Annotated in this window: 23 protein-coding genes and 1 pseudogene; all 24 read left to right on the plus strand. The window is 42.4% G+C overall.

Features of this window, described 5'->3' with window-relative positions; genetic code table 11:
• The first annotated feature begins 86 nt into the window (after positions 1 to 86).
• The 24 genes and pseudogenes from F909_RS17895 (at position 87) to F909_RS17795 (ending at position 18,037) form a co-directional block, all read left to right on the plus strand.
• On the plus strand, positions 87 to 344 hold the full coding sequence (locus tag F909_RS17895; RefSeq protein WP_005145507.1) for a helix-turn-helix domain-containing protein: 258 nt from the start codon (positions 87 to 89) through the stop codon (positions 342 to 344).
• Positions 341 to 493, plus strand: coding sequence for a hypothetical protein (locus F909_RS21210; protein ID WP_005145509.1), 153 nt, complete (start codon positions 341 to 343; stop codon positions 491 to 493). The genes F909_RS17895 and F909_RS21210 overlap by 4 nt, the downstream gene beginning before the upstream one ends.
• A 2-nt stretch (positions 494 to 495) precedes the next feature.
• Positions 496 to 810 (plus strand): hypothetical protein, encoded by a 315-nt coding sequence (locus tag F909_RS17890; RefSeq protein WP_005145511.1) that lies wholly within the window; start codon positions 496 to 498, stop codon positions 808 to 810.
• Entirely contained in the window at positions 807 to 3,419 is a 2,613-nt protein-coding gene (locus F909_RS17885) for a phage/plasmid primase, P4 family (protein WP_005145512.1), read from the plus strand. Before F909_RS17890 ends, F909_RS17885 begins: the two co-directional genes overlap by 4 nt.
• A 209-nt stretch (positions 3,420 to 3,628) precedes the next feature.
• Positions 3,629 to 3,838 (plus strand): hypothetical protein, encoded by a 210-nt coding sequence (locus tag F909_RS21380; protein WP_005145514.1) that lies wholly within the window; start codon positions 3,629 to 3,631, stop codon positions 3,836 to 3,838.
• Positions 3,838 to 4,413, plus strand: coding sequence for a terminase small subunit (locus F909_RS17875; protein WP_005145516.1), 576 nt, complete (start codon positions 3,838 to 3,840; stop codon positions 4,411 to 4,413). Before F909_RS21380 ends, F909_RS17875 begins: the two co-directional genes overlap by 1 nt.
• The gene (locus F909_RS17870) at positions 4,406 to 4,762 is read left to right on the plus strand and encodes a hypothetical protein (protein WP_005145518.1); all 357 of its coding nucleotides are present in this window, start codon (positions 4,406 to 4,408) and stop codon (positions 4,760 to 4,762) included. Before F909_RS17875 ends, F909_RS17870 begins: the two co-directional genes overlap by 8 nt.
• A 69-nt stretch (positions 4,763 to 4,831) precedes the next feature.
• Positions 4,832 to 5,083 (plus strand): hypothetical protein, encoded by a 252-nt coding sequence (locus tag F909_RS17865; protein ID WP_005145519.1) that lies wholly within the window; start codon positions 4,832 to 4,834, stop codon positions 5,081 to 5,083.
• A complete protein-coding gene (locus tag F909_RS17860; protein WP_005145520.1) occupies positions 5,080 to 6,702 on the plus strand; it encodes a hypothetical protein in 1,623 nt (540 codons plus the stop codon). The genes F909_RS17865 and F909_RS17860 overlap by 4 nt, the downstream gene beginning before the upstream one ends.
• A gap of 76 nt (positions 6,703 to 6,778) precedes the next feature.
• Positions 6,779 to 7,063: a hypothetical protein gene (locus F909_RS17855; protein WP_005145521.1), complete on the plus strand. Its 285-nt coding sequence runs from the start codon at positions 6,779 to 6,781 to the stop codon at positions 7,061 to 7,063.
• A 1-nt stretch (position 7,064) separates the two neighbouring features.
• On the plus strand, positions 7,065 to 8,753 hold the full coding sequence (locus F909_RS17850; protein WP_005145522.1) for a portal protein: 1,689 nt from the start codon (positions 7,065 to 7,067) through the stop codon (positions 8,751 to 8,753).
• Entirely contained in the window at positions 8,746 to 9,075 is a 330-nt protein-coding gene (locus F909_RS17845) for a Bbp19 family protein (RefSeq protein ID WP_005145527.1), read from the plus strand. The genes F909_RS17850 and F909_RS17845 overlap by 8 nt, the downstream gene beginning before the upstream one ends.
• A complete protein-coding gene (locus tag F909_RS17840; RefSeq protein ID WP_005145529.1) occupies positions 9,038 to 9,682 on the plus strand; it encodes a hypothetical protein in 645 nt (214 codons plus the stop codon). The genes F909_RS17845 and F909_RS17840 overlap by 38 nt, the downstream gene beginning before the upstream one ends.
• A 17-nt stretch (positions 9,683 to 9,699) precedes the next feature.
• A complete protein-coding gene (locus F909_RS17835; RefSeq protein WP_005145531.1) occupies positions 9,700 to 10,695 on the plus strand; it encodes a major capsid protein in 996 nt (331 codons plus the stop codon).
• Positions 10,696 to 10,704: 9 nt separating this feature from the next.
• A complete protein-coding gene (locus F909_RS17830; protein ID WP_005145533.1) occupies positions 10,705 to 11,109 on the plus strand; it encodes a Bbp16 family capsid cement protein in 405 nt (134 codons plus the stop codon).
• 2 nt (positions 11,110 to 11,111) lie between these two features.
• Positions 11,112 to 11,390 carry a hypothetical protein gene (locus tag F909_RS17825; RefSeq protein ID WP_005145535.1) on the plus strand — a complete coding sequence of 93 codons (279 nt, stop codon included), beginning with the start codon at positions 11,112 to 11,114 and terminating at the stop codon, positions 11,388 to 11,390.
• Between the two features lie 130 nt (positions 11,391 to 11,520).
• A pseudogene (locus F909_RS21385) lies at positions 11,521 to 11,688 on the plus strand (DUF2829 domain-containing protein); the annotation flags it as partial.
• Entirely contained in the window at positions 11,671 to 11,886 is a 216-nt protein-coding gene (locus F909_RS21710) for a crAss001_48 related protein (RefSeq protein WP_081401895.1), read from the plus strand. The pseudogene F909_RS21385 and the gene F909_RS21710, both read left to right, overlap by 18 nt.
• A 16-nt stretch (positions 11,887 to 11,902) precedes the next feature.
• Positions 11,903 to 12,457: a phage connector family protein gene (locus F909_RS17820; RefSeq protein ID WP_005145539.1), complete on the plus strand. Its 555-nt coding sequence runs from the start codon at positions 11,903 to 11,905 to the stop codon at positions 12,455 to 12,457.
• Positions 12,458 to 12,459: 2 nt separating this feature from the next.
• Complete coding sequence (locus tag F909_RS17815) at positions 12,460 to 14,457, plus strand: phage tail protein (protein ID WP_005145541.1); 1,998 nt, start codon at positions 12,460 to 12,462, stop codon at positions 14,455 to 14,457.
• Positions 14,454 to 14,921 (plus strand): hypothetical protein, encoded by a 468-nt coding sequence (locus tag F909_RS17810; protein WP_005145543.1) that lies wholly within the window; start codon positions 14,454 to 14,456, stop codon positions 14,919 to 14,921. The genes F909_RS17815 and F909_RS17810 overlap by 4 nt, the downstream gene beginning before the upstream one ends.
• Positions 14,922 to 15,416: a hypothetical protein gene (locus F909_RS17805; RefSeq protein ID WP_005145544.1), complete on the plus strand. Its 495-nt coding sequence runs from the start codon at positions 14,922 to 14,924 to the stop codon at positions 15,414 to 15,416.
• Positions 15,416 to 17,698, plus strand: coding sequence for a transglycosylase SLT domain-containing protein (locus tag F909_RS17800; RefSeq protein WP_005145547.1), 2,283 nt, complete (start codon positions 15,416 to 15,418; stop codon positions 17,696 to 17,698). Before F909_RS17805 ends, F909_RS17800 begins: the two co-directional genes overlap by 1 nt.
• The gene (locus F909_RS17795; RefSeq protein ID WP_005145549.1) at positions 17,699 to 18,037 is read left to right on the plus strand and encodes a hypothetical protein; all 339 of its coding nucleotides are present in this window, start codon (positions 17,699 to 17,701) and stop codon (positions 18,035 to 18,037) included.
• The last annotated feature ends 42 nt before the right edge of the window (positions 18,038 to 18,079 follow it).

The following is an 18,079-nucleotide window of genomic DNA, read 5'->3' on the forward strand; positions in this document are numbered from 1 at the left end:
ATGAATTTATGCGCAACATGTATTGCTAATTAGTTGCGTTTAATGCAACATAGTTCCAGTTATTAGTAAAAAACAAGGCGAAAACGATGACACCACTTCGTCGCATTAGAGAAATTCATAAGTATTCACTAGCAGAAGTTGCTGCTGCGGTTTCCTCTGATGCAGGGAATCTTTCACGGATTGAAAGCGGGGCACAACGGCCTTCTTTGGAATTGGCTGAGAAATTAGCTCAATTCTTTAACGGTGAAATTAACGAAATGCAACTGCTTTACCCTGAGCGCTTTGATGTTGCAGCTCCAAAAGAGTTCGAAGATTTATCCGAATCAAAAGGGGCAACGGCATGAAAAAGCGCGACATTCTTTTAGCAAAAATTGACGGGGCTTCATTAAAGAAAGCCCGTTCTTTGCATAAACCGCATTGCCCTAAAAATGGTGCTCGATACCTGTCTTTTGGTGTTGGGCATTGTGCGGGCTGCATTAAAGGGAGGGCTTAGGGATGACATGTGAATTCGATAAATGGCATTACTCTGACTTCTGCAAAGTCAATGATTGTGAGGATTCAGCTCAAATTCGTAATCTATATGAATCAATTTTCTCAATTGATGAAAATGATGCTGAGAAAGAAGCCCAGCATCGCGCTTGGAATCACCGCCAGAGCGAGGTGGATGAGCTGCAAAAGCGGGTGGATGCAGTAATGAAAATTGTCAGCACCAAACGTCAAAAGTGCTGGTCAACAAGCATTGAAGCAGCAAATGTCTTGTATGAACTTGAGCAAGAGTTAGAGCAAGCGCTCAAGGGGGGTGCCGAGTGAGCTATTTCAAGGAACACGGCAAAAACCTCTTAGCCAATCACTACATGATCATCCCGATCAAGCAGGGTATGAAGCGCCCTGTGATGGATGAATGGCAGAATGTACGACTCACTGCTATTGATGTGCCGAAGTATGCAAATCAAGGTGTGGGCATCTTAACTGGTCAAGGGCCTTTCCCGATCTGTGCGGTTGATATCGACGTGACTGATCCAGAGCTGGCAGAGAAATTTGCAGATTGGTGTCGTGATAATTTAGGGCTGAGCTGTGAGCGGGTAGGACGAGCGCCTAAGATTTTGCTTGTGTATAGAGCAGAAGAAGCGAATTGGGGAAAATCAACTTCTGCATGGTTTGCAGACCCTACAGAAGTTGATAAACCTTTTAAACAAATGCAGAAACAGCGTATCGAAATGTTAGGCCGTGGTCAACAATTCGTCGCGTACCACGTGCACCCTGATACAAAACAACCATACGAGTGGGTCGATTTCTTCGGTGGTATTACTGAGTTTGCTGCTAATTCATTGCCTGTTATTACCAAAGAACAAGTTGCAGAAGCCGTTCAGGTCTTTGAACGTATGGCTGAAGAACATGGCTTATTGCGCGTCAAAAATAGCAAGTCACGTGTGGGCGCTTTGACGTCTAGCGAATTGGATGATGACGAAGACTTTCTAAACAATATAACTGCGACTATCGGATGGTCGCTTGACGATGCAAAAAAATATTTAGGTTATATCGACAATGAAGATTTTGAAACTTGGGTTCGTGTGGGCATGTCTTTGCATCACGAGTTCAGTGCCAGTGATGATGCTTTGCAGCTTTGGAACGACTGGGCAGCAACAGCAAGCAATTATTCTTCGTTTGAAGACCACGAATATAGATGGGGGACCTTTGAGCAAACAGGTTCAAATATCATCACAGCGCATTGGCTACTCAAAGTTGGGCGCGAATCAAAGCAAGAAAAAATACGTTTAGAAAAACGCAAAGTTCTAGCTGATATAAAAAACAAAATCATTGAATGCCAAGAGACACAAGAGCTCTTGCAAGTTGTGGCCAAAGAAGCAGGTAAGGTTGCAGGCACTGACGTTGCTTTACGTGTTGAGCTTTCGGGCCTGTTACAGCAACGATTCAAGCAACTTTCAAAAGTATCTATTACACAACGCGAAATCAATATCGCTATGGGTGGCAAGAAGGTGCAAATCGCACTGGATGATGCTCAAAAGCGCCCGATGACTGAATTCGGCAATGCTTCAAGAATGCTTGATGCCTATGGCACTGAGATTATGTATGTAGCAGAAACAAGTTGTTGGTTCCGTTGGAATAGCATTTATTGGGAACCATGTGTGAACATGGTTATCGAGCAATATGCAAAGCAAACTGTTTTAGCTTTAGGCGATGAAGCCAAAAAGATTGATGACGATGCTCAGCGTGCTGAGTTCTATCAATTCTGTGCAGCGAGTCAAAAGGCGTTCATGGTTAAAAACATGGTGTCTCTTGCTCAATCAGATCCGCGTGTTCTTGTACCTTTCAACGAATTGGACAGCGACATTTATCTTCTTGGTTGTGCCAATGGTGCTGTGGACTTACGCACGGGTGATCTGGTCAAACCTAATCAGGACTTGCTGATTACCAATAGCACAGGCGTTGATTACAACCACAAAGCGAAATGCCCATTATTCGAAGCAACCGTACTTGATGCCTTTTTTGGTGATCAAGAAATGGCGGATTTCTTTCGTCGTTTGATGGGGTACTCAATTCTAGGCAATCCAAAAGAAAACTTGATGATCATCCCATTCGGTGATGGCTCTAATGGTAAATCCACGATCCTAACAACGATTTTCAAGGCGCTTGGTGATTATGCCAAAACAACACCAGCTGAAACGTTTTTAGGTGCGGGCAAGAGCAGTGCAGGCGGTGCACGTGAAGATTTACTTCGATTACGTGGTTCGCGCTTTGTCTATGTGAACGAGCCTGAAGAAAACCAAGAATTGAAAGAGGGCCTTGTTAAGTCATTAACAGGCGGCGAGTCGGTGACTGCACGTGGCCTCTATGCCAAGGGTTCAGTTGAGTTCAAGCCGACATGGACCACGATCATGCCAACTAACCATAAACCGATTATTAAGGGCGGTGACCATGGGATTTGGCGTCGATTAATGATGGTGCCTTTTCAGCGCAACTATGACGCAGACAAAACCTTAGTCAAAGACACAAATCGATCAGAGAAATTGCTTGCTGAGATTGAAGGCGTTTTGGCTTGGTTGGTGCGCGGTGCGCTTGAGTATCAGCAGGATGGATTGCAGGAACCTGGCAAAACGAAAGCGGCACGTGACGAATATAAAGACGAAATGGATCTGCTCAAGGATTGGATTAGTGAATGCTGCGAGCTCGGTGACACGGAAAAGGTTTGGGATTTATCTGCAAATTTATGGGCAAGTTGGCAAACCTACGCGGTTAAAAATGGCGAATTAAGGTACATCCCAACTGCAAGAAGTTTAGGGCGTCGTTTAAGTAGTAGGTTCCGAACAGCTAAAGGCGTAAACGGTGCAAGGAAAATGCTGGGTATTCGCGTGCGTGTTTCCGCAGAATTTGCGGATTTTGACACACCTAGTAATTAGTTTTATGGGTCGAACACGTAGCTTTTTGCGTATTCGCAATATTTTACGTGTTTGTAGTGGTCGGCAGGTGGCGTTAAGGCGTTTAGGGCGTAATTTTCAGGAACTTTCTATTTATATATATAGGACTTTCCATAAAAAACATATTTAAACGCCTTAACGCCACTAAAAAGACAAAAACGAAAAATTTAACGGTTTGGCAGGAGGGCGACATGCCTGTATTAGCGTTTCTTCCGCAGTACGTGGTGAAAGACAAGGTAAAACGTTGCTCTACGCCAAAAGTATCTGAGGATGATGTGAAAAACATTCGAGAATTATATAAATCAGGCCTTTCGTTGCGTCAGCTTGGTCACAAGTACGAGATATCACACGAAATGGCTAGACGTATTTGCAATGGGTATTGCTATAAGGAGGTTATCTAATGGCTTTACGCGGAAAACAACAAAGATTTGTCAATGAATATCTGGTTGATCGTAACGCAACGCAAGCTGCAATTCGCGCTGGGTATTCTGCAAAAACTGCGTATTCAATCGGTGAAGAAAACTTGAGAAAACCTGAAGTTAAAAAAGCCATTGAAATTGGTGAAGCGGAAATCACCGAACGCACAAAGATCACACAAGATAAAGTGATGAAAGAATTAGAGAAAATCGGATTTAGCAACATGCTTGATTACATCACCATCACAAACGGCGGTGATCCAGTAACTGATTTTTCTACTCTTACACGTGATCAAGCAGCTGCAATTAGTGAAATTGTCGTTGAGGAGTACACAGAGGGGCGCGGAGACGATGCTCGTAATGTGAAGCGCACCAAGTTCAAACTCAGCGATAAGCGATCTGCATTAGTCGATATGGGCAAGCATCTTGGCATGTTCAAAGATCACCTTGTTCACAGCAATGATCCCGATAACCCATTAACAGACACTAAATCTGCAAGCAAAAAGCTATCTGCTTTGGCTAAGTTGCACAAAGCGAATAAGGAGAAGAAAGATGCGTGAACAATTTGAACAATCAATCAAGAACACACTGAGTTATCAGAAACTTGTATTTCAACATGGCGAGCGCCTTTTTATTTATGAAGATGGGCAGTACAAAATCGCTGCTGTGCAATTGGCTTGGGAAATCTGTTTAGCTAATCAACACGCACATAGCAACCCACATGGACATAACGCAACATGCACATACCAATTTGAACTTGCATTTCTCCACCTACAAGACACGCCAGAACTTCGTAGGATGTATTGGTCTGCATTAGGTCAATTGCAATTTGATAACAACGATCAGGTTATTACGCCTGAGTTAGAGCAATGCGCTTGTTGCAAGGAGAACCATGTTGACTCCATTTGAAGCAATTTTGATTGTCGCTTTAGGCATAGCCATAGGCATATGGTTTATTAAACATGGCGGGTATTGATCATGAGCACGATTCTAAGTTTGTCGCTTTTGCCACTAATCATAGCCATTGCCACTTTGATTATGGTCCTACTAAAAATAGTAAGTAAGAAAAAGGCAATTAATTACTTCACTTGGATGATGTTTATAGGTAGCGCATCACTTTATTTCAAACTTTTTGGTGATACGAACCATAAAGAACTAGCAGATATTTGGTTCGTATCTGCGATTAGCTACATGCTCGTTTTTGGGAAAGAAGATTGGATGGATATATGACCAAAAACACTGACGAACAGATTCTTGCATTGCTTGCGGATATGAGCGAATCAGAAATTGAGCAATATTTACTATCGCTTGATGATGATGAACAAGCAGAAATCAGCAAGTTACTTGCCAATGCGCCTGTGTGGTTTCCGCTTGAAGGACCACAACTAGCAGCGTATTTATCGCATGCCGATGTAATTGGCTACGGCGGTGCAGCAGGCGGAGGAAAGACCGACTTGATCGTTGGATCTGCGCTAAACAAACATAAGCGTGTGCTTGTTGTACGTCGCGAGAAAGCGCAAACAGAAGGTATTGTGCAACGTACAGAAGAAATCCTAGGGCATAAGAAAGGATTCAACTCGCAGAAATCATTTTGGAATTTGGGATGCGGCCATCTAATTGAATTCGGCGGATTGGATAACCCAGGTGATGAGAAGCGTTGGCAAGGTCGTGCACACGACTTGAAGGCCTTGGATGAAGCAACAGAGATCCGCGAATACCAAGCGCGATTTGTAATGGGTTGGAACCGTTCTTCAGATCCTAGAATCAAATCCAAAGTGCTTATGACCTTCAACCCACCAACAAATGCCGATGGTCGATGGGTGATTAATTACTTTGCACCATGGATTAAGAAAGGACATCAAAAGCCAGCAGCGCCCGGCGAACTACGTTGGTTTGCAACCGTAAAGGGCAAGGACCATGAAGTTGAGAACAACAAACCATTTGTGTTGATAGACGATCAAGTGGTCTATGACTTTGATTCTACCAAATTTAAACCTGAGCACATTATCAAACCTATGTCACGCACATTCATTCCTGCACGTGTGACAGACAATAAATACTACATGGAGACAGGATATATGAGCGTACTGCAATCCTTGCCTGAGCCTTTACGGTCGCAAATGCTATACGGCGATTTCGGCGCAGGCATTGAAGATGATCCATGGCAAGTTATCCCAACAGAATGGGTAGAAGCTGCACAAGCACGTTGGAAACCTGAAGACGAAATGCGCGTTTTGTACAAGGGCGATTTCCCAATGGATTCATACGGCCTTGACGTTGCACGAGGCGGTAAAGACAGCACAATCGGCTATGCGCGTCATGGACATTGGTATAACCGGGCGAATGTACTTGAAGGCATTCAATCTAAAGATGGTCCTGCTTCTGCATCATTTGCAGTTAGCCATGTGCGTGATGAAGCACCAATCCATGTCGATGTAATCGGAGTGGGCGCAAGTACTTATGATTTCTTGAATCAATCAGGATTACATGTAATTCCAGTTGACGTACGGCAATCCGCAACATCGTTTGACCGATCAAATCAACTTACTTTCCACAACATGCGCACACAACTTTGGTGGCAACTCCGTGAATCTTTAGATCCTGCGTACAACAGCATTGTTGCATTGCCGCCTGAACCTGAATTACTTGCAGATTTAACAGCGCCACGTTGGTCGCTGCAAGGTAAGAACATTCAAGTTGAGTCACGTGAAGATATCGTCAAGCGCCTCGGTCGAAGCCCCGATTACGGATCTGCAATTATCAATGCGCAGATTGATACACCGAAACGCAAGGTGATGCAGGCCATTCATAGCAGCCAATCACGTAGAAATTACGATCCATATGATTAGTAGTGTCAACAGGAAACAAGGTCGATCAGCAGTTGCATTGCCATAATGCTAAAAACAAGTTTTTGGAGTAACTGAAATGTGTGTGAACAAAGTAGTAGATGCCTTAACAGGCGGCGTAATTGGTAGTCAGTTAGGCGGATTGCTTGGCAGCAATAAACAACCAACTGTGCAGGTCCAAGCACCACCACCACAACCTATTCGCCAATCTGCAAAATCAGCAGATGCATCTGGCACGATTGACCGAATGCAACAAGCACAAAGCTCTATGTCAGGTGGAATTGCAAATACTCTGTACACAGATCCACAGGGCGTAAGTGATGAAGATTTACGTTTAGGCAAGAAAACTCTTTTAGGTCGTTAATATGAACGAAGATGCAATCAGAAAGCTAAAAAAGCGTTTTGATAAGATTTGGCAAATGCGTGTCAATGATCTTGACGATTATTGCGCTGAGATTGCATTGCACGTTTTGCCTGTTGCAATTAAAACGATAAAAAACCAAGAAAAACATGATCGCGGAGCATGGCGCAAGATCGTTGATAACACGGGCAAAGATGCGCTGAAAGTACTTGCTGCAGGCATGTTGTCAGGAACTTGTTCACCAAGCAGACCATGGTTTGTTATTGAAGCATCAGATCCCGAATTAAAAAAAGATTTGATGGTGAAGCAATGGCTAAAAGAATTGCAGGACATTTGCTATTCAACCTTTGCAAAAAGCAATGTGTATAGAACTATTCACAATTGCTATCTGCAAGAGGGCGCATTTGGAACTTGTGCAGCACTTGCGCCACGTTCGGATGATTCCGAGCTAATGGATTTAATTCCAATGTGTTTTGGTGAATATGCAATTACCACAGATGCCTTTAACAAGCCTAACGGCGTTTATCGTAAGTTCAAACTGACCGTTGAAAACATGATTGCCTACTTTGGCGAAGATGCCGTATCCGATACAGTCAAACAAGCATATGAGAGCGACAACATAGAACAAGAATTTGTTATTCATCACGCAATTTACCAACGCGTTGGTGCCAAAGGATTTGGCGCTAAGAACATGAAATACGCATCTGTTTACTATGAAGCTAATACACAAGACAAACTGCTACGTGAGAGTGGTCTAGAAAGTTTTGAGGTTATCTGTGGCCGTTGGACGGTATCAAGTAGTGATGTGTATGGTGAGTCGCCAGCAACGGATTGCTTCGGTGATATGCGAGCATTACAGAAAGCGCATCAACAATTTGCAAAAGGGGTTGATTATCAGGTCAATCCACCAATGCTTTTACCTTCCTATTTGAAAGGGCAGGAAAGAGAGACATTGCCCAATGGCATAGCTTTCTACAACCCAAGCCCAACAGGAAACGTTGCACAAGTACAGCCAATGATGAATGTGCAATTTGCTGTAGATGGTGTATTCACTTCAATAGCTCAATGCCAAGAGCGGGTGAACAGGGCGTTTTTCAAAGATTTATTCTTAATGCTCGATCAATACGATCAAGGCAAGATGACAGCGACAGAAGTGTATGAGCGCAAAAATGAAAAGATGCTTATGCTTGGCCCAGTGGTAGAACGACAGATCGATGAGTTATTACGCCCACTTGTAGAGCTGTGCGTATTACGTGTTTTAGAAAGCACACCTTATTTGACCGAAACAGCGCCTGAAGCAATCCAAGGATCAGATATTAAGATCGAATTCGTATCCATCCTTGCCTTGGCGCAACGTGCTACTGGTGCATCGAATCTGCAACAAATGCTCGCAATGGTAGGGCAAATTGCCCAAGTCGATCAGCAAGTTTTAGACAAATTTGATACTGATAAATTCCTTGATGAGTACGCAGACACTATTGGCGCATCGCCTACAATTTTCCGTGATAAGAAAGCAGTAGAGCAAATCAGAACCCAGCGAGCTGAACAGCAACAAGTAGCAGCTCAACAGGAAGCAATGTTGCAGCAATCCAATGCAAGTAAACAGCAGGCTGAAGCGCTACGCACAGTCAGTGAAGTAAACACCGATGCACTGACGGATGCTGCTATTGGCGGAGGATTCGTTGATGCCTAAAAGCCAATATGAATTGCAACGTGAACAAGAAGTCAAAGACATTGAGTCAATACTTGCAACAGATTTTGGAAAACGATTTTTAATGCGATTAATCGAAAGAGCAAAGCTTTACGAACCAACATATGCAAATGGCGCACAGCCTACAGATTTTGCATTTTTGGAAGGGCGTAGAGAGTTTGGTCTTTTCTTACTTGCAGAAATTACCACGGTTAGCACAGATGCATGGTTAGACATGCAGAAAATGCGTTTTAAACAAATTCAAGAAACTGAAGAGAGAGCTAAAAATGAGCGAGAACAACAACGCGCCAGCGACAACGACTGATACGCCTGCTACAACAACGGCTGCACCTGCGACTACAGATGCACCAGGCACAGCAACTACCACAACTCAACCTGCGGCAACTTCTGCTGCTACAACTGACAATCCTGTTACTGAAACTTTGTTAGGAGGTGAGCAACCGCCTGCTGCCGAACAGCCGATTACTTATACAGATTTCACGATGCCTGAAGGTTTTGAACTTAACGGAGATGATTCAAAGGTTCTGCAAGAACTTGGTCAACAATTCAAAATGCCGCAAGAAGCGGTGCAAAAAATTGTTGATTTGGGCGTTCAAATGCAGCAACGCCAAGTTGCAGAACAGCAGCAAATGGTTCGCTCTTGGATTGATGCAACACGTGCCGATGCAGAATATGGCGGTGAAAAATTGCAACAAAGCCTGTTGACAGCGCAAAAGGCTCTCACCTTACCTCGCGGCGATAAAATCTCTAAGCTTCTAGTTAGTAGCGGACTTGGCAACCATCCAGATGTGATTGGGTTTATGACAGAAGTAGGCAAGCTATTACAACCTGACAGTATTGTCACAGGTAACGGCAACAACACTTCTACACCAAGTCTCGGTCAACTTTGGTATGGCAATAGCGATAAATAACTAACAGAGGGCTTATTATGTCTTTAGTCGCACAATTACAACCAACCCTCATGGATCTAGCTGCGCGCTACGGACAAACGCCCGAAAGTGCAGTGATTGAGATCTTAGCAGCGAGTAACGAATTGCTCGCTGATATGGTGTGGGTTGAAGCCAATGACGGCACAGGTCATAAAACAACAATTCGTACAGGTTTGCCGAAAGGTGCTTGGCGTTTATTAAACTACGGTGTGCCATCTGAGAAATCAGCAACAGCGGCTATCCGTGACACTTGCGGATTGCTCGAATCATATTCTGAAGTTGATAAAAAACTTTATGAAATGGAGCAAAACCCACAAGAATGGCGTGCAAGTGAAGACGCAGCATTTGTTGAAGGTATGTCACAAACAATGGGTGAAACACTCATTTACGGCAATTCGCGTGATACACCTGCGGCATTTACAGGTTTTGCACCACGATTTAACGACATTGCCCAAACAAACCCTGCAAATAAGCGCAACATCCTAGATGCTGGCGGCACAGGCAACAACAACACTTCTATTTGGTTCGTGGTTTGGCATAAAGACACTGTTCATGGCATTTACCCACGTGGTACCAAAGCAGGCCTGCAAATTCGCAATTTAGGTGAAACCACCAAAGAAGAAGCGGGCGGCTTGATGCACCAGGTGCTACGCACTCATTTCGAATGGAATGCAGGCGTGACAGTACGCGATTGGCGTGCGGTAGTTCGTATTGCAAACATTGATGTGACTGCATTAACCAAAGATGCTAGTGCAGGCGCGGATCTGTTTGATCTACTCGCTCAAGCAGCTGAGTTACTTCCGCATAAAACATCGGGTCGCGTTGCAATTTATGCAAACCGTACCATCTCGTCTTTCTTACGTCGTCAAAGCGTCAAAGGTTCGAATGTTCGTATCACTGTTGAAGAACAGGGCGGGCATAGCGTAACCAAGTTTGATGGCATGCCTATCCGTCGTGTTGATGCTTTACTGAACACCGAATCTCGCGTGGTTTAAGGAGTAAGTATGTTAATTGATAAATTACTCGTGCTGTCGATGGATCAAGCCATCACAGCCACAGCAACTTCTACTGACACACTTGATTTGCAGAAAGCATCAACGAGTGTCAATCGCTTACCCGTTTTGCTACGTGGTAAAAACCTTTCACCAACGACTGCGACAGTAACCGTCCAATTGCAGGAATCATCTGATAACTCTACATGGGCTACTATCGAAAGCTCACGTGCATATACAGGTGCAGAGCTTAATTCAGGTGTAATTGGCGAAGTGATGTTGCCTGTTAAGCCTAAGCGTTATGTCCGCTTGAATTATGTTGTAGCAAGCGGCCCATTCACTGCAGGTACTGTTTTTGCACATGTCTCAGATCATCGTGATGTGCAAGCAGCTTATCCAGTTTATGCAGGGGCTTAAACATGGAAAGCTTAAAACAAGTACGTGCAAATCAAAAGGGCTTCTACAAAGACCGTCTTATCCAAGATGGTGAAGTGTTTGCGGTTGGCGAAGAAGAAACAGGGTTATGGTTTGATGATGTTGATCCAAAGCCTGCTAATAATGACGCTAACAGCAATTATTCACGCATGAATAAAGAAGCTTTAACCGCAGCAGCCGTTGCAAAAGACATTGAACTTAACGGCTCAGAAACTAAGGCTCAGCTTGTTGAGTTGTTAGAAGAATCAGACCTTTTGAGCTAATGCATAAGGCCCGTATCCGTACGGGTCTTTCACCAAGTAAACGTATCGAATAGGCATAACGATGACAAAAAAATTAATAGCTTTATCTTTGTGTGCGTACATTGGCACCAAGTCTGTTCTAGCGACCACGATGACACGTGGTGAATACAACGATTATCGCGGATGGCAGATCCCTGAAAACGAAAATCCTTCTGAGCAAGGGTATTTAGTCGAATATGTTGACGGCGGCAAGCCGAACGATGAACGCCATGCAGGTTATATCTCATGGTCACCGCGTGATGTGTTTGAAAAATCATACCATCAAAGCCAGACTCCGCAAGATCGTGTTCGCCTTGAGTATCAAGAGTTAAAAGAGCGACGAGATAAGTTGATTGAATTCATTCAAAAAGGTCAACCCGATTTTATTGATGATAAAGGGTGGGCTCTATTGAATGAACAATGTGATGCAATGAACTGGTACTACACGATTTTAGGTAGTCGAATCGAATTGTTTTAAAACAGGGTAAAACCATATGAGATCAATTACTGATCTTTTCAATCTAGCCCTGTCGCATCTTGCGCAGGGCTATGTTGTTAATGATCCTACGGAACAAACACCACATGCACGATTGTGTAGTACTTACTACCCAATTTGCAGACAGGAACTATTGGATGATGATCACCAATGGACATTTGCTGTTGCTAGTTTGCCCTTGAATATTGATGCAGGGTATTTAGCAAAGCCAGCTTATGTTTTGCCAAGTGATTTTATTCGTCCGTTTCAGCTTGAATCAGGTGAACGCTTTTTCATTGAAGGCGATCATCTTTTTACAGAAGATCCAGCACCGATTTTGCGTTATGTGCGTGACATAAAGGACCTTGCTAAATTACCGCCTAAATTTAAAATTGCTTTGTCATATTTATTGGCTTGGCGAATTGCGGGCCCATTAGCACAAAGCAAAGAAAAACAAGACAAAACTGAACAGCAGTTTGCGATGGCCAAAACAGAAGCGATCAACAAAGACTTGCAACAACACCGAATAGAAAACCGACCTGATTTCGAAGGCTCTTTGATTCAAGCGAGATAACCATGCAATTATCCTTTAATGGCGGCATTGTCTCATCCGAAATGTTTAGCCGATACGACCAAGCAAAATATCAAACTGGTGTAGCTAAATGCACAAACTTTGTCGTTGAGCTATACGGCGGTCTTACATTTCGAGCGGGTTCACAATACATTTACCATTACACATTGGATAAAGGCATCATCCGTTTAGTTCGATTCGTATTTAGTGAAGAACAAGCAGTCGTTTTAGCTATACGGAAAAACGCGGTTAATTTTTTTGCTGACGGCGGTATTCTTTTAAACGATTTAGATCTGCCATTAGAACTCGTATTGCCGTATACAGAAGAACATTTAATGCAACTGCGCTATGCACAATCTGCAGATGTAATCACAATCACACACCCAAATTACGCGCCACTTAAAATCATTAGAAAGGGCGCAACACTATGGGAAACTGAATTAGTATCGGTTTCGTATGGCTTGGGTCAGCCTCAGAATCTATTAGGCACTGCCAATAAACCAAATACAACAGGGTATGTAGAACGCGATTATGTTTATCAAGTTACAGCTATAAATGAAGAAAACGAATCCCAAGCATCTGCAAAATCACCTATTCTAAAAAACGATCTGACATTAGCAGGGAACAATAATGTTCTAACCTGGGATGCGGTCACAGGCGCAACCCGTTATAACGTTTTCAAATTACGTTCGGGATTAGCAAGCTATATTGGTGAAACAACAGAGCTAAGCTTTACCGATGACAATATTGAAACTAATGGGGCTATTACTCCGCCTTTAATTCGAAATCCATTTGAATTTTTCCCAACAGCGATTGCTTATCATGGGCAACGCAAAGTTTATGGTGGTGGGTATCAATCACCGCAGTGGTTGCGTATGTCACGCACAGCTACAGACGATAATTTCGGGTATCACATCCCATTGCAAGATACTGACTCGATCCAAATTCGTTTTGCTGCACGCGATGGAAACGGCGTTAAACATCTTGTTCCTATGGATGATTTGTTGATTTTAACCAGCGGCGCACTTTGGAAAGTCTCGTCAGATGGGGCGATGACTGCTGCAAGTGTCAATGCTAAGAAAAGCTCAAGCACTGGTGCAAATGATGTAACACCTGTTGAAATAGATGGGGCCACAATATTCTCATCAGACCAAACGGGGCATATTCACGAAATATCAATGTCACAAGGCATTAACTCCGCATATCAAACAATTGATTTGTCCTTGGTTTGCCCACATTTGTTTGATGGCTACAAAATTATTGATTGTGCTTTGGTGCGTAATCCTTTGGATATTATCTATTTTGTGCGTAATGATGGTGTTCTTCTTTCACTAACGTATAACGCACAACAACAAGTTTGGGCTTGGGCGGAGCATCGCACTCAAGGCAAATACCTATCTGTTGCAGCAATCCCTGAAGACTCACAAACTGTTTTGTATTGTGTTGTAGAGCGTGAAGGGATTAGAACTATTGAACGTCTTTTAATGCGTCAACCGATCGATATGAAAGATAAATGTTTTTTGGATAGCTCTATTCAATACAAGGGGTTACCAACGCAAACAATCACGGGATTGGACTGGCTAGAAGGGCGCGAGGTTTCAATCTTTGCTGACGGTGGGGTGAAGCCTCCTAAAACAGTTACAGGTGGAGAAATCACATTAGATAGGGAATTAACAAATGTGTGGGTTGGCTTGAGTTATACAGGCGAGATCCAAACACTGCCTTTAATATCACAAAGCACTCATCCTGCAAAACCAAAAACAGCAACTCAAGTACACTTACGTGTGCAGGAAACGCAAGGAATATGGGCGGGTACTGATCCAAACAAACTTACGGAATATAAACCGCGTTCGAATGAAAACTATGGGCAATCATTAAATTTGCTTAATAGTTTTATCCAAGTTCCTGTTGCCAGTACATACCAAAAGGACCTACAAATTACTGTAAAACATGATAAACCTTTACCTATGAAGTTATTAGCTATAGAGGTGGAATTCCAATGACAATTACTAATATTGAGATCCGCAAACCAACTGAGCGCGATATTCGAATTCTTGTTGAAAATCTGCGTCCAGCTGATAAAGAAGAAATGAAAGCATATTTCAACGACAATTTCGCTTGGCAAATTAAGACAAGCGTTAAATATTCTCGCGATGCTTGGGCGGTCATTGTTAATGGCAAGCTTCTTTTTATCTGTGGTGTGGGTTTAACAAGTATGCTCGGCAATGTCGGTTGCCCGTGGCTATTGGGTACGGTCCATATCAACACATATCAGAAAGAATTTTATAAGCAGGCACAAAACATTCTTGCCGAAATGAAAGAAAATTATTCTGTGCTTGAAAACCATGTTCATGCAAAAAATGAAACTGCAGTTTCTTTCCTGAAGCGACTCGGTTTCAAAATGGGTGAAGCAGAACCTTATGGGGCAAATGGCGAATTGTTCTATCCATTTGCAATGGTGGCATAAATGGCGATAGCACCAGCTGCTGCTTTTGCAGGATTTAAGGCTTTAAACACATATAACAAATCTAAGGCTGCAAAAAAAGCGTATAAGCAACAAGCGCAAATCGCAGATATCAATGCGACACAAGAAGATATTCAAGCACGAAACGCAATTGAGTACGGACAAAATCAGGTCGAAGATTATCAACGAGAAGTATCGTCCTTTAAATCGAGTCAAATAAATGCGCTTGCCGATAATGGGATTGATGTTTCACAAGGTTCAGCAATTGATTTATTGGCAAGTACAGAAATGCAGGCGCAAAGTGATATTGACACATTACGCTACAACGCGGCTTTGCAGTCTTGGGGACATCAGGTTAATAAAACAAATTATGTAAACCAAGCCCGCGGCCTGCGCGTACAAGCCAACTCTATCAATCCAATATTTGATGCTTTACTTGATGGGGCAGGATCATTTATGCAAGCAGGTGGTTTGCAAGGCTTAGGAGGCGGTAAATAATGCGTGTACCTGTTTTCAAATCTCAAGTAAATGAGGCGCAAGCACCTTCAGTTCAGATACGTGGAGGTTTAACACCTGGTGAAGCGGTCAATGCGGTAGGCAATCAACTTGATGCGCTTACAGGATTTGTTGGTGCAGGTGCACAAGCTGTTAATCAGTTTAATGATGAATCTGATCGTGTCCGGGTAATGGACGCTGAAAACCAATTAGCCACTTTAAAAAATCATCTTCAAACTAACAATATTGATGGATTCAGTAATAAAAAAGGCGCAGATGTAGTTGGGTTTAATGACGGTCAAGGCGGCGGTTTTGTAGATTACTATTCACGGGCCTACCAAGATGGTGTAAGCGAAATCACGTCAAAGCTTGGTAATAACCGTCAGCGCCAAATGTTTAACCAATTGGCATCAAGAGATAGCGTTGCTTTTAAATCTAATCTGCAAAACTATTTCGTTCGTGAAAACGATACGTACCAGAAAAGTGTTTATTCAGCTTCAGCCGATCGATACATTCGAAACATTAATGAGAACCCAGCTAATTACGCTTTGATTGATGAGGATCGATTAAATCTAAAAGCGGCAATTAATAAATCAGCACAATTGGATGGCAAGTCTGCTATTGAGGCAGAAAATATTTATTTAGGTACAATTACCCAAGCACATATTGGCAATATTAATTCGTTTATTGAAAACCACGATTTACGTGGTGCAGTGCAATACCGCGATAAATATAAAGATGAAATTTCTCTAAACGATTCATTCAAGGCAACTAAGTTAATCCAGCAAAAACTAGAGGAACGCCAAGTCGATGCTTTGGTTGAATCAGCGTCCTTCGGTACAGATGAAAATAGTAACTTCGCTTTAAATCTACCGCCACAAGCAGCTAAACAAGCAGTGGATGAGCTGCAAAGTCTAACGCCTGAAGAAATGAAGCACATTAAATACAATGATCAGCGCTTAGATATCTATACGGTTCAAGCTGCAAAAGATAAAGGCTTAGAACATTTTGTGCCCCTTGTTCTTGGTCTTCGTTTGGCAGGCGAAAAGTCTAATAACAATCAAGTCTCAGAGGTTGGTGCCAGATCAATTATGCAATTCATACCTGCAACTTGGAACGGCAAGTCGGATCAAAAAAATGGGTATAAGTGGGATCGATCTTTAGGCAAAGAACGGGATATAAACAACCCAGCCCATGTAATTGATGCGGCTTTAGATTATGTTTCGGATGTGAGCAAAAGATATAACACAAAAGATCCAATGGTTATTGCAGCTCAGTATCATGGTGGGGATGCCGATGCAAAAAGGGTATTAGCAGGCTTGCAACCTAACGGTCCAAGGGGGCGCGCTTATTTGGAGCGAATGGACAACTGGCTCAACGATGGTTTTGGTCGTTACGCGAGTCAACCAGGTCGATCACGAGAAAAGGCTTTCGACGTGGTGTGGAATAGTGGTGCCTCATCAGAAGTAAAAGGGAAAGCCCAAACTCGCTTAAATCAGATGTTTGCAGCCCAAGATAAAATTAAAACAGATCAGCAGGATCAAGTTTATAGCGATTTGCATAACAGCTTAATCACTGGCCAATCGACATTTGAGCAATTGCCTGTAAATGTTGTATCTGTTCTCAAGCCTAATCAAATTGATAGTTTACGGTCAGTTAGTAAATCGCTTTATGAGAAGCCTGTAAAAACAGACCCGACTATTTACAGCACAATCATGCTGAATAAAGATGAACTTTTCAAAGGGAAACCGCAGTCTGTAGTTCACCAATACGCAGATAGGTTATCGCCTTCTGATTATCGAAACATTACGCAAATGTACATTGAAGTGAATAAACCGCCTAAAGATGTAAGTAAAGCTGACAGCTTGGACGTAACACCTAACAACGTTGCGAACGCGATTCAGCCATATTTACCAATGCTGGGGATCACTAAAAAAACTGACAAATCACAGATAGACCATTACTCTGCGGTACAAACTGACCTAATACAAACGTTAAGAGAGGCGCAAGCAAAAAATGGTGGTAAATTAACCCGCGATCAATTTGATCGTGTTGTTATGAAAAATATCAATCGTCAGGTACAGATTACAACTTCAAGACCTTTCTTTGATGATAAAGTTGAACTCAACCGTGTTTATTCTCAAGTAAAAAATAAAGAGGATATTTCTGATTCAATGAAACAAAAGATTGATAATATATTTAAAAAGCAAGGCAGAAATCTGAACAATGTTACAAATTCAGAATATATTAATGCCTATTATGCAATGATGAGAAGGGGGCTTTAATTGGGTAAGTATAATAAAACTGAAGTTTTACAGTTCATTCTGATATTTATTTTAATTATATTTTCTATTTATAATGTTAATACAATCAATGAATTATCTGATTCTATTGATTCGTTGAATGCTCAAATTGAAAGCATAGAAAGCAACGGTGGTGGGAGTGATCTAGTAAATAAAGTTTCAGATTTAGAAGAAAAAGTTGAGGCACAAGGTTCTTTGATTTCAGAGCAAGAAGATAAGATTGCTGTAATCGACACCCGGTTGGGTAATGCAGAAAATGATATTGATGAAGCTAAAGATAAAATCGATAGCTTATGCTTACATAAAAACATCTGCCTCTAAGCTGTCAACAGCAAAAGCCTTTATCACATATAACAGCATTTA

Origin of the sequence: Acinetobacter sp. ANC 3929, from assembly GCF_000369405.1 — a bacterium.
Classification (GTDB): Bacteria; Pseudomonadota; Gammaproteobacteria; order Pseudomonadales; family Moraxellaceae; genus Acinetobacter.